Here is a 12704-nt window from a genome sequence, read left to right on the forward strand (position 1 = left end):
CGGGCCGTTGCTCCTTCAGACGGCGGCGTAGCCGTGTGCGGTGATGCGCCGGCCCGCTTCCTCGTAGTAGCCGGGCTCGGTGGGCAGGGTGGTGGCCAGGCAGCTGACGTAGCGGTTGTACATGCAGAAGGCGGCCGCGATGAGCACGGTGTCGTGCAGGTGGGTGTCGGTGGCGCCGGCGTTGCGGGCGGCGGCGATCGCCTCGTCGGAGACGGGGGCGGCTTGTTGCTGTACTTCGCCGGCGACGCGCAGCAGGGCGCGCAGGAGCGGGGTGACCGGGGCGGTGCCGGGGTCGCGGTGTACGGCTTCGACGACGGCTTTGCCGTCGTCGAGCTGGGCGGCGGCGGCCGCGCCGTGGGTGTCGGCGCAGAAGCGGGTGGCGTTGCGTTCGGAGACGTGGCTGGCGATCAGTTCGCGTTCGCCGCGGGTGAGGGGTGAGTCGCCGCGCAGGATCAGGTCGGCGAGGGCGTTGAGCGGGGCTGCCGTGTCGGGGCGGTCGCTCATCAGGCCTCTGATGCCGGGCAGGTCGCTGTCGAGGTGGATGTGCGGCACGGGTGAGGTTCCTTCGCTGCGGGAGGGGTGGCGGACCTCATCGTGAGGCACATATGGCAGCGGAGACCAACTTTATTTGTGCTGTGTGGAGTTGCTGGGTGTCGTCCGCTCTGGCGGACGGCCGGTGCGACGGCGTGGCCGCCGTCGCACGCGTGGCCGTGGTCGACGGTGAGGGGATGTCGGTGGTGACGTCGTCGGCACGGTGTCGGCCGTCGGTGGCCTCGGGGGCGCTGATGGGGGGATGCCCGGAGAGGCCGCACCGGTGTGTGGGCGGCGCGTGCTGGTGTGGCGGCCGTTCTTGCCCGGGCCGACTCACCTGTCCGCGTACCCCGCTGTGCCGCCGGGCGGCATTTCAGCGGGGTCCAGCGTCACATGGTTCTCTCCTTTCCGGTTGCCGGGGTTCGGATGGCTCGTTTCGCCGGGGGAAACGGATGTGGGAGCCGGGGTTCGCACGCCTTTTCCGGAGGGAATCGGTGTGACTTCAGGGAGCGTTGCTGGTGGAATGGAGCGGCCCTTTCAGCGGGGTTCCGTGTGCTTTCCGTGCCGTTCTCTGCAATGACTCTGACATGCCCTCAAGGGTGCTGTCAGCAGTTTCGCGCGGCACAGAAATGCCCTGGCACCGGTGTGTCACACCAGGCCGCTTCGGGCGGCCTGCAGGCCGAGTTGGAAACGGCTGCGGGCGCCGATCCGGTCGGAGAGGCTGGAGATCATCCGGCGTTCGCTGCGCAGGGAGATGCCGAGTTTCCGGGCCGCGGCTTCGTCGGTGAGTCCCTCGGCGAGGAAGCGGAGCAGGGCGCGTTCTCGTGGTGAGTACGCCTGCTCGGCGCCGTCACCGGTTCCGTCTGTCCCGTCTGTGCCGTCGCAGGGGGTGGCCGTGTCCCACAGGTGCGTGAACAGGGCGCGCAGTGCGGCGAGAGCGCCCGGTTCGCCCAGCAGGACGGCTCCGCCGTCGGGGTCGCCGGGGTCGAGGGGCAGGGCCGCGCTCGCGCCGTCGACGAGGCGCAGGTGCAGCGGCACGGCGGGCAGGGTGCGGATCTCGGCGCCGGCGCGGAGGAGCCGGTGTGCGGCCTCGCGGTTCCGGGCCGAGCCCGTGGTGCTGTCCATGTGGAGGATGTGGACGCGCACGCCCCGGTCCAGCAGGTGGAGGTGGAGGGGGACGTCGAGGTTCCAGGGGTCGTCGTCCGCCCCGGTGCAGGGGACGAGCGCGAGCAGTTCACTGCCGGCCTGCGCGGTCAGGTCGGCCTGCAGGCGGCTGACGGCTTCGGCGCCGGTGAAGCGTTCCACGCCGGCGCCGGTGGTGCGGCCGAGCGCGGTGTAGTCGGCGAGGAGGTCGGCGACGGCGGCGCGGCCGGCGTCGATCTCCAGTTGGGTGCGGTCGAGTTCGTCCTGGCGACGGTCCAGGAGGGCGCCGAGTCCTGCTCGGGGCGGCACGAGTAGCGGGGTGTTGCGGGTGTCCTCCTCGGCGGCCGCGTTGCGCAGGAGTGCGAGGTCGGCGAGTGTGTCCAGGGCGGTGGTGACGGCGGAGCGGTCCTGGCCGAGTTCCCGGACCAGGCGGTCCACGCCCCAGGAGGGGTGTTCCAGCATGAGCCGGTAGACGGCCTCCGTACCGGAGTCCAGTCCGAGTACGCGCAGCATCAGCGTCCCCCCGCGTCGTGTGGGCGCCGGGCACATGCGTGCCACGGCATGTTCATGGCCCCGTCAGGTCGGGGACGGGCCCGCCGGCGTACGGCACACTCGGCTGTGTGCACCTCGTCGAGTTCGCCTTCGCCAAGCCGCACGATGCGCCGGAGCTGCCTGGCGACGTCCTGCTCGCCGCCGTGTGGGCGGTGTGCGGCCCGGACGACGGCATGGAGCACATCCGGCTGCACGTGAGCCGTGCCGGCGCCCGGGGTGCCGCGTTCCTGCTGGCGCCGGACGGGCCGAGTGCCGTCCGTCAGTGCCGGGATGTGTGCCGACGGGCGCTGGCGGTGACCGGTGCCCTGAGTGCGTGGCGGCTGGTCTGTCCCGCCGAGGCATGACTGCAGACGGCCGGACGTGCCCGTACCGGCACGGCCATCTGCCGAAGTCCCGTTGTTCTGCCGGGTGTTGCTTGCCATGTCCCCATTCTTGGACTAGCAGGCGGCCGGGCGCTTCTCACTGAGTGCGCACCTGGCACGCCGGCCGCGCAGGGTCCGCAAATTGGGAGTTGACCGCCCGTCAGGGGTTTCGACGATGATGTCCTTTCGTCGGTATCGCGGCAGACAAAGGATGCGCATCGTGCCCCACATCGAGCTGACCAACGACCTCCCCGGCATCAGCGGGCTGTTCGCCCAGCGCCCGGACACCGCGGGCGTGCTGTCGCAGGTCGCGGAGACCCTTCTGCGCAGTGGTTCCTCTCCGCTGAGCCGCGGGGAGCGCGAGCTGATTGCCGCCTACGTATCGAACCTGAACTGCACCGAGTTCTGCGCCGGTTCGCACAGCGCGTTCGCGGCGGCGCAGTTGGACGGCGGCGCCGAGCTGGTCGCCGCGGTGCTCGCCGACCCCGGTACGGCCCCGATCTCCCCGCTGCTGCGGGCGCTGCTGGCGGTGGCCGCCGAGGTGCAGGAGAAGGCCGCTCCCGTGTCGGACAAGGCGGTCGCGGCCGCCCGGGCGGAGGGCGCCACCGACGCTCATATACACGACACGGTCCTGATCGCGGCCGCGTTCGCGATGTTCAACCGCTATGTCAACGGCCTGGCCACCGAGGTGCCGTCGGACCCCGCGTTCTACGACGTGGCGGCCGGGCTGATCGTCGAGCACGGCTATGGCGCCGCGCGCTGACCTGGCGTGCGTCCGGCGTCCGAGGAGGACGGCATGACGTGGTCCGCAGCAGATGTTCCCGACCTGAGCGGCAGGACCGCGCTGGTCACCGGCGCCTCGGGCGGCATCGGCCGGGAGACGGCCCGGGTGCTCGCGGCCCGCGGGGCGCATGTGGTCCTCGCCTGCCGCAGTACGCGGCGGGCGAGGGCGGTGGCCGCGTGGGTCGGCGGCAGCACCGAGGTGGTCGAACTCGACCTGGCGTCGCTGGACTCGGTGCACGAGGCCGCCGCGCGGGTGCGCGACCAGCACGGGCGCCTGGATCTGCTGGTCAACAACGCCGGGGTGATGTTCCCGTCGTACGGGCGTACGACGGACGGCTTCGAGGCCCATTTCGGGGTCAACCACCTCGGCCACTTCGCGCTGACGGGGCTGTTGCTCGGTCTGATGACTGGGGTGCCGGGTTCGCGAGTCGTCACGGTCGGGAGCCTTGCGCACCGTGCGGGCCTCGGCGGTGTCGACGCGGACCGCGCACGGTCCGGCTCCGGGCGGCGGTCCGTGACGGCGTACGGGCGTTCCAAGCTGGCGAACCTGCTGTTCGCACGGGAGTTGCAGCGCCGTCTCGGCGCGGCCGGTGCCGCCACCGTCTCACTCGCCGCGCATCCGGGGCTGTCGCCGACCGGGCTGTGGCACGGCGACGCTCCCGCCGTGCTGCGGCCGGTGGTCGCGGCAGGGATGCGCTGGCTGGCCCAGCCGCCGCAGGCGGCGGCGCTGCCGTCGCTGCGGGCGGCGACGGATCCGAAGGTGCCCGGGGGTGCCTATCTGGGGCCTGCCCGGCGGTTCGGGAGCCGTGGGGCGCCGGTGCCCGCGCGGTCGAGCCGGGCGGCGCGCGATGCCGCGGCGCAGGGCCGGCTGTGGGAGCTGTCGGAGGAACTGACCGGGGTGCGGTACGCGTTCGTGCCGGCGCCGGTTCTCGCTGAGCCGGCCGTGGGCGTGTGTCCGGTCACAGGAGCCCGGGGCTGATCGCCGTGGCCGGGGAGAACATCGCGGCCGGTGTGGGTGCGGGCATCGCGGATCGGTCCCGGATCCGGCCGGTGGCGGCCTGGGCGTGGATGTGGCGGAACTTCGACGCGGTGCTGCCGGACGGCGACGTGCCTCCGACGGACGCGGCGGACCGGCCGCTCCGGCTATGGCCGGGGACCGTGCCAGAGGCGGGCGGCGTCGAGGACGAGGGGCTGCTGCTGCGGTGACGGCGGGCCCCGATGGGCCCTGCGAGGGTGAGGGCGACTTCACGAAGTGGGTGCGGGTTTTTCTTCTGCCGTGCTCGCCACGGGCCCGGACCGTCAACTGCGTGTGTGGGCGGCCCTAGCGTGGCGTGCGTTCTCCCACCCCCCATCCGAAAGGCGACATGTCATGGCGCAGACAGCGCAGCGGCCTGCCGCGTCCCCCGTCCGAGCGGGGCGGGCCGCGGACAGCGGTGCGGCCTCGTCCTCGTTCTTCTTCAACGGCCACGCGCCGCGCCGCCGTGCGCTGGTCGGCGCGGTCGCCGCTCTCTTCGGTTTCGCCCTGACGGTGGTGTGGTCCGCGCAGTTCGTGGACCGGACCATCGGCGACAACGTCGCAGACAGTCTGCTCGGCCACGCGGCCAAAGGCACGCCGATCGCGGGCGTGCTGGCGGGCCTGGCGTTCGCGCTGGCCACCGGCGTCGCGGGCACGTTCACCGCGTGCAACGTGGCCGTCTTCAGCGCGCTGGCGCCATTGGCCGGCGCTCCCGCCGCCTCCCGGCGGGGCCGGATGGCCGCCGCGCTGCGTCCGCTGAGCCGGCTCGCGCTCGGTGCGGTCGTAGTGTCCGCCGTGTACGGGGCGGTGGTGTCCCTCGTCGGCACGGGCATGCCGCAGTTTGACGACAGCCAGGGCGTCGGTTTCTCCGGGCGTCTGGTGCAGGCGATGGTGGTCTACGGGCTGATCGGTCTGCTGATGACGTATCTGGGCCTGGCGGCGCTCGGTGTGGTGCGTGATCCGCTGGCGCGGCTGTCGCGGCGCTTCCCGGGCGCGCCGATGCTGGTGATGGGCGCTTTGATCGGGGCGTTCCTGATCGGGCGCCCCTTCCCTTTGTTCCGCCAGTTGTTCCGGGACGCTGCCGAGAGCCACAACCCGCTGTACGGGGCGGTCGCGTTCGGTCTTCAGTCGATCGGCAACATCACCGTCATGTCGGTGCTGTTCCTGCTGGTGGCCGGGCTGTTCGGGGAGCGGCTGCACCGGTGGACGGCGCGGCGCCCGAGCCGCGCGTCGGCGCTGATGGCGGCGGGTTTCCTGGCGGCGGGCGTGTTCCTGGTCCTGTACTGGGACGTGCGGATCCTGGCCGTGCGCGAGCTCATCTGGTACCCGATGGCGCCCTGGGCGAAGTGAGTGCCCCGCATCACCTGGTACGGCCCGGCCGGAGTGGTCTCCGGCCGGGCCGTACGTCGTGCAGGGCGTGGTTCACCTGCCGGCGGCGGCCACGGCGGCCACCAGTTCGCCCGCTGCTTCGGGGATTCCGGGGGCGGTGAGCTGCGGGTCGTCCAGGACGGGGACCAGACCGGCCAAGGTTCGCGCGAACCGGCCGCCGTTGTCCTGGACCATGGTGACGGCGCCCTCCCACAGGGCGCCCCGAACGCGGCGCGAGGTGAGCAGGCCGTCGCCGGCGACAGAGACCAGCAGCAGTTCGGCGACACGGACTTCGAGCGGTGTGGGGCGCCAGCCGCCCGACTGCAGGTCCGACAGGAGGTCGTCGACGCTGTCGCGCACGCGTGCCGTGGCGGCGGGCTCGGGGGGCAGGCCGGTGCCGGGACGGGTGGTGATCGTGGACACGGTGGTTTCCTCTCACGGGGTGCGGCCGCTGGACCGCTTCTTCGGTCTGCTTCGGTGCTCCGGGCCGCTGAGCAGGCCCTGTTGCGAACGCCACGGCCGGGGAGCCACCGGCAGGGCCGGTACGCGGATCCCGTCAGCGGACGACGTCGAAGACCTGCTTCTGCAGGCCGTTGGCGTACGCCTCGTGCTCGACGAGCTTCAGCTTCTGCGTGTCCTTGTCCGTGGTGCTGAACAGGCGCTTGCCGGCGCCGAGGAGGAGCGGGAAGACGAGCAGGTGGTAGCGGTCGATGAGGCCGGCGTCGCAGAGGGCGTGGTTCAGGGTGGCGCTGCCGTGCACGATGATCGGCCCGCCTTCGGTCTCCTTCAGCGCGGCGACCCCCTCGACGCTGCGCAGGATCGTCGTCTCACCCCAGTCGGACACGAGGTCGTCGTCGGTGAGGGTGGTGGAGACGACGTACTTCGGCATGACCTTGTAGTCGGCGAAGTCCGCCATGTCCGGCCACACGGGGCTGAACGCCTCGTAACTGGTGCGGCCCAGCAGCATGGCGGTGGCCTCCTTCTGCTCCCGGCCCTTGATCTCGAACGCCTCGGGGAGGAACTCGGTGTGCTTGAAGGTCCAGCCGGAGTTGCGGTGACCGGGCTCGCCGCCGGGAGCCTCCACGACGCCGTCGAGCGAGATGAAAGCGGTGCTGATCAGGGTGCGCATCGTGGTTCTTCGGTGTCTCGTGTGGATTCTGGATAGGCCGGTCGGCCTCATCAAGGCATGGCGATTCGACCTCGATGACGCCGACCGAGGGGCTCAGTCCAGGCCGGTGGCGGCGCGCAGGGCGGTGGCGCGGTCGGTGCGCTCCCAGGTGAAGTCGGGCAGCTCGCGGCCGAAGTGGCCGTAGGCAGCCGTCTGGGAGTAGATCGGGCGGAGCAGGTCGAGGTCGCGGATGATGGCGGCGGGGCGGAGGTCGAAGACGTCGCGGATGGCCTGTTCGATGAGGTGGAGGGGGATCTCCTCGGTGCCGAAGGTCTCGACGAAGAGGCCGACGGGCTCGGCCTTGCCGATCGCGTAGGCGACCTGGACCTCGCAGCGGGAGGCCAGACCCGCCGCCACGACGTTCTTGGCGACCCAGCGCATCGCGTAGGCGGCCGAGCGGTCCACCTTCGACGGGTCCTTGCCGGAGAAGGCACCGCCGCCGTGACGGGCCATGCCGCCGTAGGTGTCGATGATGATCTTGCGGCCGGTCAGACCCGCGTCGCCCATCGGGCCGCCGATCTCGAAGCGGCCGGTCGGGTTGACCAGGAGGCGGTAGCCCTCGGTGTCGAGCTTGATGCCCTCGTCCAGGAGCGCCTTCAGCTCCGGCTCCACCACGAACTCGCGGATGTCGGGCGCCAGCAGCGACTCCAGGTCGATGTCGGACGCGTGCTGGGAGGAGACCACCACCGTGTCCAGACGGACCGCCTTGTCACCGTCGTACTCGATGGTGACCTGCGTCTTGCCGTCGGGGCGCAGGTAGGGGATCGTGCCGTTCTTGCGGACCTCGGAAAGGCGCTTGGACAGGCGGTGCGCCAGGAAGATCGGCAGCGGCATCAGCGTCGGCGTCTCGTCCGAGGCGTAGCCGAACATCAGACCCTGGTCGCCCGCGCCCTGCCGGTCCAGCTCGTCGGATCCCCCGCCCGCGGCGGCGCTCTCGACCCGGGACTCGTAGGCGGTGTCGACGCCCTGCGCGATGTCCGGAGACTGCGCGCCGATGGACACCGACACACCGCAGGAGGCGCCGTCGAACCCTTTCTTCGAGGAGTCGTAGCCGATCTCGAGGATCTTGCCGCGGACCAGCTCGGCGATCGGTACGTACGCGGTGGTCGTCACCTCGCCGGCCACATGGACCTGACCGGTGGTGATCAGGGTCTCCACGGCCACCCGTGCGTCCGGATCCTGGCCGATCAGCGCGTCGAGCAGGGCGTCGCTGATCTGGTCGGCGATCTTGTCGGGATGGCCCTCGGTGACCGACTCCGAGGTGAACAGCCGTTTCGTCATGGCCGCATGAGATCCGTGGCCGTGGGCCGCCCGCAACCGAACCTGCCCGAGTCACGGCCGGCACCGCGGACGCGTGACGCTTGGGCAGGTCAGGCGGCGGCCGGGACCTTGTTCTCGTCCGCGGCACGGGCGGCCCGCACGCCGAGCACGGACCGGTACAGCAGCATCGCCGCGCAGCCGGCGGTCCCATACAGCAGGCTCATGCCGAGGGCGGGGACGAACGCGCCGAGGGTGACGCACAGGGCGGCGACGAGGAGCCCGATCCGGGCGTTGAGGGCGTAGGCGGCCATGTACTTGGTGCGGGCGTCGGGGTCGATCAGGTCGGCCAGCAGCGCCTGGCGCACGGGCACGCTGGCGATCTCACCGAAGGTCAGCAGGACGGCCGCCGCGATGAGCACCCAGCCGACGTCGCTGACGGCCCAGACCATGTAGCCGGCGGTGAAGACGGCGATCCCGCCGTACAGCCGGACTCGCTCGGGGACCCGCGCCAGCAGCGTCTTGGCGGCCAGGACGAGGGCGACGACCAGGGCGGCGTTGACCGCCCGCAGAATGCCGAGGACGGCGACGCCGTCGATGTCCAGCCGCCGGCCGCCGACCGCGAGCAGGGTCTGCTGGGGGAAGTGCCGGGACAGGCGTACGGCGATGTAGTAGCCGATCTGCATCTCCACCGCGGCGATCAGCGCGGCCGCGGCCAGCTGGCGCAGGAAGACGCGGTCGCGGGCCACGGTGAGGTAGCCGCGCAGCATGGCGGCCGGTCCGGCCGGCGCCCTGCCGTCGCGCGGTGCGGTCTCGCTGATCCACCGCCACATCACCGAGGTGGTCAGCAGGCACAGCCCGGCGGCACCGGTCAGCAGCTGCAGGAAGTGGCCGTCGTAGAGGAAGCCGCCGATCAGCGCGCCCACCGTGAACGCCAGGTTGATCGACCAGTAGTTGATCGTGTAGACGAGGGGGCGGTTCTCGGGGGTGGAGACGTCGACCATCATCGCGTCGGCCGCCGGCGTGGCCACCTGCGAGCAGCAGGTGTTGAGCAGGAACAGGCCGAACGTGACGGGCCCGGAGGTCCACCAGGGCGAGTTGGCCAGGGCGAGCAGGCCGAAGGTGAGGGTGGCGCCGAGCTCGCCGGCGACCATCACGGGACGCCGGCCGTGGACGTCGGCGAGGTGTCCGCCGAGGAAGTTGGCGGTGATGCCCGCCGCCGCCACGCAGACGGTGAGGACACCGGCGACGGCGGGGCCGTAGAGAGCCGCCAGGTGGATGACGAGCAACGGCATCATCATGACCGACAGCAGCCGCTGGACGAAGCCGACCGCGATCCGCAGCCGGATGTTGGGGTGCAGGGAACTCAGGGTCATCGCTGGCCTCGCCGGGAGCGGGATTCGTCGGCGAGGTGACCGCCCCTGCCCCAGTGATCCGGGTCCACGTCCCGCACGATGACGGTGACGGCGTCGTCCGGGCAGCCGGACACGCGCGTGACGACGTCGGTGATGCCCGCCACCAGCTCCTTTCGCGCGTGCCGGTCGTTGCCCTGCCACCAGTTGACGGTGATCACTGGCATGTCAGAGGTCCTTTGCTCCGGAGGACGATTCAAGGCGCGGCGGCTAGAGAATCTCCGTGACCCCGCGACGCTGACAAGCCAATGCCGTACATGGAACACGACTTGAACAAGTCGGCCCTTTTTCCCGGGCTTTCCGCATGCGCTCAGGGGCAAGTTGGTGAAGTCGTCGTGCCTTTTCGGCTTCCGTTGCCGCCGGATTGAGCCACGTGTTGTGATCGACGCCGGGAAGGACTTGCGGTGCCGTGCCCGCGCTCCCCGCGGGCACGGCACCGCAAGTCCCTGACACATTCGGAGGGAATGCTGGTGTCCCTGTTCGACATACGCCGGATCGGCGGCAAGATCGGCGCGGAGGTCACGGGTGTCGATCTGTCCACCGAGCTGTCGGATTCCGTTTTCCGGCAGGTCCACGAGGCATTCCTGGAGTACAAGGTCCTCTTCTTCCGGGATCAGGACATCACCGACGAGCACCAGCTCGCCTTCGCCGGCCGCTTCGGCCCGCTGACCCAGCCGCACCCGATGATGCGCACCGTCGACGGCACCCCGCAGGTGATCCCCGTCGACGGGGAGGACCAGCGTGCCGACCACTGGCACACCGACATCAGCTTCACCACCACCCCCTCGCTGGGCACGACCCTGCGTAGCGTGGTGCTGCCCCCGTACGGCGGGGACACCCTGGTCGCGAACGCGGCCGCGGGCTACAAGGACCTGCCGGCCGAACTGCGCGCCGTCGCCGACCGGTTGTGGGCCGTGCACACCAACCACGCCGAGCAGCCGCGGCTGGGCACCGAGCGCGGCGACGAGGTGCGCGCGGCGTTCCTGGCCCGCCGGTTCGAGGCCGCCCACCCGGTGGTGCGCGTGCACCCGGAGTCCGGTGAGCCGAGTCTGTTCCTCGGCGGTTTCGCCCAGTGGCTGCTCGGTGTGGCACCGCGTGAGTCCCGGCCGATTCTCGACGTGCTCCAGGGCTATGTGCGCCGGCCCGAGAACGTCGCGCGCTGGCGCTGGCGCCCGGGCGACGTACTGATCTTCGACAACCGCAGCACGCAGCACTTCGCGGTCAACGACTACGGGCGCCACCAGCGGGTGCTGCACCGGGTGTCCATCACCGGCGACGTGCCCGTCGGCCTCGACGGCAAGCAGAGCTACGCACTGAAGGAAGGGGAATGACCATGGCGTCCGACTCCCATCCGGACCCGGGGTTCGCGGCACGGCTGCGCCGCCGGGAGCCCCTTGTGGGCTACTGGATATCCCTGGACAGTCCGGTCGCGACCGAGCGGATCGCCGGGCTCGGCTACGACTACATCGGCGTGGACGGCCAGCACGGTGTCACGCACCAGCCCGGCTGGCAGACCGCGATGCTGGCCGTGGACGCCCGCGGCCGCTCCGCCGGGGTGATCCGGGTGCCGTCTCCGGACCCGGTCGCCATCGGGGTCGCGCTCGACACCGGGGCTCGCGGCGTCATCGTGCCGATGGTGGAGAGCGCCCGGCAGGCGCGGGACGCCGTACGGGCGTGCCGGCACCATCCCGTGGGGACGCGCAGTCTGGCCGGTCCGGTCCGGGCGGAGCTGCGGCTGGGATCCGTACCCGCCGAGATCGACGACCGCGTCGCGTGCGTCGTGATGATCGAGACCGCGTCCGCGCTGGACGACCTGGACGCCATCTGCGCCACGGAGGGCCTCGACGCGGTGTACGTGGGGCCGGCCGATCTGTCGGCGGCGCTCGGTGCGCGCTGGTTCGGCGACCCGGCGGCCGCCGACGCGCTGGAAGCCGCACTGCGGAGGATCACGGAGACCGCCCGCCTGCACGGCATCGCCTGCGGCATCCACGTGCCGGACGGCGAGAGCGCCGCGAAGCGGCTCGCCGAGGGCTTCACCTTCGCCACCGTCTCCAGCGACATCACCCACCTTCAGCAGGCGGCCACCGCCCACCTGCGCGCGGCGCGCGGCCTGAACCCGGCCTGAGCACGGCGGACAGGGGAAGAACGTGACGACCGAGGTGAAGCACACCGCCGCTGGGCCGGCCCGATCCATGGAGGACCTGGTCGGGAACACACCCCTGCTGGACGTCCCGCTGCCGGGACTGGCCGGTTCGGTGCGGCTGCTGGCCAAGCTGGAGATGGCCAACCCTTTCTCCAGCGTGAAGGACCGGCCCGCGCTGTTCATGATGCGGGCCGCCGAGGAGGCGGGGCTGCTGCCCGCGAGCGGGGGCACCGTCGTCGAGTGCTCCTCCGGCAGCACCGGCATCTCGCTGGCCGCGCTGTGTGCCCGCCGCGGCCACCGGTGCATCATCGTGATGCCCGACAACTCCACCCAGGAACGCCGTATGATCCTGCGCCGGCTGGGCGCCGAGGTGCACCTCGTGCCGCACGGGGACGGTCTGCAGGCCGCCTGGGCGTACACCGAGGAACTGCAGCGCGGCCTGCCCGGCTCATGGGTGCCGCACCAGGACCGCAACCCCGCCAACGTGCGGGCGCACTACGAGACGACAGGCCCCGAGATCTGGCAGGCCGCACGGGGCCGGATCGACGTGCTGGTGTGCGGGGTCGGCACCGGCGGAACACTGACGGGCACCGCCCGCTATCTGAAGGAGCGCACCGCACTGCATGTCGTCGCGGTCGAACCCGCCCGCAGCGCCGTGCTCTCCGGGGGCGAGGCCGGCCCGCACGGCATTCCCGGCATCGGCGCCGGCTACGTCTCCCCGATCACCGACCTCACCCTGGTGGACGAGGTGGTCGCCGTCACGGACGAGGCGGCCGCGTCCACCACGGACGAAGTGACCCGCGCGACCGGTCTGCCGGTCGGTATCTCGTCGGGCGCCGCCGCCTGGGCGAGTCGTGCCGTGGCGGCCCAGCCCCGCTGGGCGGGCGCCACGGTCGTCACCGTGTTCCCCGACAGCGGGGAGCGCTATCTGTCGACGGCCCGCTGATCCGCCGTCCCCGAGGAAAGACAG

15 protein-coding genes are annotated in these 12704 nt (G+C 71.6%); 8 read left to right on the forward strand and 7 right to left on the reverse strand.

Features of this window, described 5'->3' with window-relative positions; genetic code table 11:
* Positions 1-15: 15 nt before the first annotated feature.
* A complete protein-coding gene (locus tag BLW57_RS39645) occupies positions 16-552 on the reverse strand; it encodes a carboxymuconolactone decarboxylase family protein (RefSeq protein ID WP_093481171.1) in 537 nt (178 codons plus the stop codon).
* A 627-nt stretch (positions 553-1179) separates the two neighbouring features.
* Entirely contained in the window at positions 1180-2187 is a 1008-nt protein-coding gene (locus tag BLW57_RS39650; protein ID WP_093481172.1) for a helix-turn-helix domain-containing protein, read from the reverse strand.
* Positions 2188-2294: 107 nt separating this feature from the next.
* Between BLW57_RS39650 and BLW57_RS39655 the strand changes: the two genes are divergently transcribed.
* From BLW57_RS39655 to BLW57_RS39675, 5 genes are all read left to right on the forward strand, one after another.
* Positions 2295-2570 carry a hypothetical protein gene (locus BLW57_RS39655; protein WP_093481173.1) on the forward strand — a complete coding sequence of 92 codons (276 nt, stop codon included), beginning with the start codon at positions 2295-2297 and terminating at the stop codon, positions 2568-2570.
* Positions 2571-2808: 238 nt separating this feature from the next.
* Entirely contained in the window at positions 2809-3351 is a 543-nt protein-coding gene (locus BLW57_RS39660; RefSeq protein ID WP_073901779.1) for a carboxymuconolactone decarboxylase family protein, read from the forward strand.
* A 33-nt stretch (positions 3352-3384) separates the two neighbouring features.
* Positions 3385-4350: an oxidoreductase gene (locus BLW57_RS39665; protein ID WP_093481174.1), complete on the forward strand. Its 966-nt coding sequence runs from the start codon at positions 3385-3387 to the stop codon at positions 4348-4350.
* On the forward strand, positions 4323-4577 hold the full coding sequence (locus BLW57_RS39670; RefSeq protein ID WP_143051669.1) for a hypothetical protein: 255 nt from the start codon (positions 4323-4325) through the stop codon (positions 4575-4577). Before BLW57_RS39665 ends, BLW57_RS39670 begins: the two co-directional genes overlap by 28 nt.
* Positions 4578-4740: 163 nt before the next feature.
* The gene (locus BLW57_RS39675; protein ID WP_093481176.1) at positions 4741-5736 is read left to right on the forward strand and encodes a hypothetical protein; all 996 of its coding nucleotides are present in this window, start codon (positions 4741-4743) and stop codon (positions 5734-5736) included.
* 72 nt (positions 5737-5808) lie between these two features.
* Here BLW57_RS39675 and BLW57_RS39680 read toward each other — a convergent pair whose 3' ends face one another.
* From BLW57_RS39680 to BLW57_RS39700, 5 genes are all read right to left on the reverse strand, one after another.
* A complete protein-coding gene (locus BLW57_RS39680; protein WP_093481177.1) occupies positions 5809-6177 on the reverse strand; it encodes a hypothetical protein in 369 nt (122 codons plus the stop codon).
* A 133-nt stretch (positions 6178-6310) separates the two neighbouring features.
* Entirely contained in the window at positions 6311-6883 is a 573-nt protein-coding gene (locus BLW57_RS39685; protein WP_093481178.1) for a dihydrofolate reductase family protein, read from the reverse strand.
* Positions 6884-6976: 93 nt separating this feature from the next.
* Positions 6977-8203, reverse strand: coding sequence for a methionine adenosyltransferase (gene metK / locus BLW57_RS39690; protein ID WP_093481179.1), 1227 nt, complete (start codon positions 8201-8203; stop codon positions 6977-6979).
* Between the two features lie 89 nt (positions 8204-8292).
* Positions 8293-9555 carry an MFS transporter gene (locus BLW57_RS39695; protein ID WP_093481180.1) on the reverse strand — a complete coding sequence of 421 codons (1263 nt, stop codon included), beginning with the start codon at positions 9553-9555 and terminating at the stop codon, positions 8293-8295.
* The gene (locus BLW57_RS39700; RefSeq protein WP_073901715.1) at positions 9552-9758 is read right to left on the reverse strand and encodes a tautomerase family protein; all 207 of its coding nucleotides are present in this window, start codon (positions 9756-9758) and stop codon (positions 9552-9554) included. Before BLW57_RS39700 ends, BLW57_RS39695 begins: the two co-directional genes overlap by 4 nt.
* Before the next feature lie 303 nt (positions 9759-10061).
* Between BLW57_RS39700 and BLW57_RS39705 the strand changes: the two genes are divergently transcribed.
* The 3 genes from BLW57_RS39705 (at position 10062) to BLW57_RS39715 (ending at position 12680) form a co-directional block, all read left to right on the forward strand.
* Positions 10062-10922 carry a TauD/TfdA dioxygenase family protein gene (locus BLW57_RS39705; protein ID WP_093481278.1) on the forward strand — a complete coding sequence of 287 codons (861 nt, stop codon included), beginning with the start codon at positions 10062-10064 and terminating at the stop codon, positions 10920-10922.
* Positions 10919-11716 (forward strand): HpcH/HpaI aldolase family protein, encoded by a 798-nt coding sequence (locus BLW57_RS39710; protein ID WP_093481181.1) that lies wholly within the window; start codon positions 10919-10921, stop codon positions 11714-11716. The genes BLW57_RS39705 and BLW57_RS39710 overlap by 4 nt, the downstream gene beginning before the upstream one ends.
* A gap of 67 nt (positions 11717-11783) precedes the next feature.
* A complete protein-coding gene (locus tag BLW57_RS39715) occupies positions 11784-12680 on the forward strand; it encodes a PLP-dependent cysteine synthase family protein (protein WP_093481182.1) in 897 nt (298 codons plus the stop codon).
* Positions 12681-12704: the final 24 nt, after the last annotated feature.

It is taken from the genome of Streptomyces sp. 1222.5, from assembly GCF_900105245.1.
Lineage (GTDB): Bacteria > Actinomycetota > Actinomycetes > Streptomycetales > Streptomycetaceae > Streptomyces > Streptomyces albidocamelliae.